This is a genomic window from Marinisporobacter balticus (assembly GCF_004345705.1).
Classification (GTDB): Bacteria; Bacillota; Clostridia; order Peptostreptococcales; family Thermotaleaceae; genus Marinisporobacter; species Marinisporobacter balticus.
Map to the genome: position 1 here is coordinate 1 of NZ_SLWV01000072.1, position 1,355 is coordinate 1,355.

The window sequence follows — 1,355 nt, forward strand, 5'->3', positions numbered from 1 at the left end:
CGGTTAGATAGCCGACTTCGGGTGCCCCCAACTTCCATGGTGTGACGGGCGGTGTGTACAAGACCCGGGAACGCATTCACCGCGACATTCTGATTCACGATTACTAGCAACTCCAGCTTCATGTGGGCGAGTTTCAGCCCACAATCCGAACTGAGACTGGCTTTTAAGATTTGCTCCGGATTACTCCTTCGCTTCCCGTTGTACCAGCCATTGTAGCACGTGTGTAGCCCAAAACATAAGGGGCATGATGATTTGACGTCATCCCCACCTTCCTCCGAGTTATCCCCGGCAGTCTCTCTAGAGTGCCCACCATTATGTGCTGGCAACTAAAGACAAGGGTTGCGCTCGTTGCGGGACTTAACCCAACATCTCACGACACGAGCTGACGACAACCATGCACCACCTGTCTCTCTGTCCCCGAAGGGATTTCCTCGATTAAGAGTAATGCAGAGGATGTCAAGTTTTGGTAAGGTTCTTCGCGTTGCTTCGAATTAAACCACATGCTCCGCTGCTTGTGCGGGTCCCCGTCAATTCCTTTGAGTTTCAATCTTGCGATCGTACTCCCCAGGCGGAGTGCTTAATGCGTTAGCTGCGGCACCGAGGTTCGACCCCCGACACCTAGCACTCATCGTTTACGGCGTGGACTACCAGGGTATCTAATCCTGTTCGCTCCCCACGCTTTCGTGCCTCAGCGTCAGTTACAGTCCAGAGAGTCGCCTTCGCCACTGGTGTTCCTCCTAATATCTACGCATTTCACCGCTACACTAGGAATTCCACTCTCCTCTCCTGCACTCAAGTTATGCAGTTTTAAAGGCTTACTACGGTTGAGCCGTAGCCTTTCACCCCTAACTTGCATAACCGCCTACGCACCCTTTACGCCCAATGATTCCGGATAACGCTCGCCCCCTACGTATTACCGCGGCTGCTGGCACGTAGTTAGCCGGGGCTTCCTCCTAAGGTACCGTCATTATTCTTCCCTTAGGACAGAGCTTTACGACCCGAAGGCCTTCATCGCTCACGCGGCGTTGCTGCATCAGGCTTTCGCCCATTGTGCAATATTCCCCACTGCTGCCTCCCGTAGGAGTCTGGACCGTGTCTCAGTTCCAGTGTGGCCGATCACCCTCTCAGGTCGGCTACTGATCGTCGCCTTGGTAAGCCATTACCTTACCAACTAGCTAATCAGACGCGGGCCCATCCTATACTGATAAATCTTTGACTCACACATCATGCGATGTTAGAGTTTTATGAGGTATTAATCCCGGTTTCCCGAGGCTATCCCTCTGTATAGGGCAGGTTGCCCACGCGTTACTCACCCGTCCGCCGCTAAGTTGTTTTAAAGCAAGCTTTAAAACAAC

The 1,355-nt window shown here is 52.7% G+C and carries 1 rRNA gene; it reads right to left on the reverse strand.

Annotated elements, in window-relative coordinates:
* A 16S ribosomal RNA gene (locus EV214_RS18545) occupies positions 1 to 1,355 on the reverse strand; the annotation flags it as partial.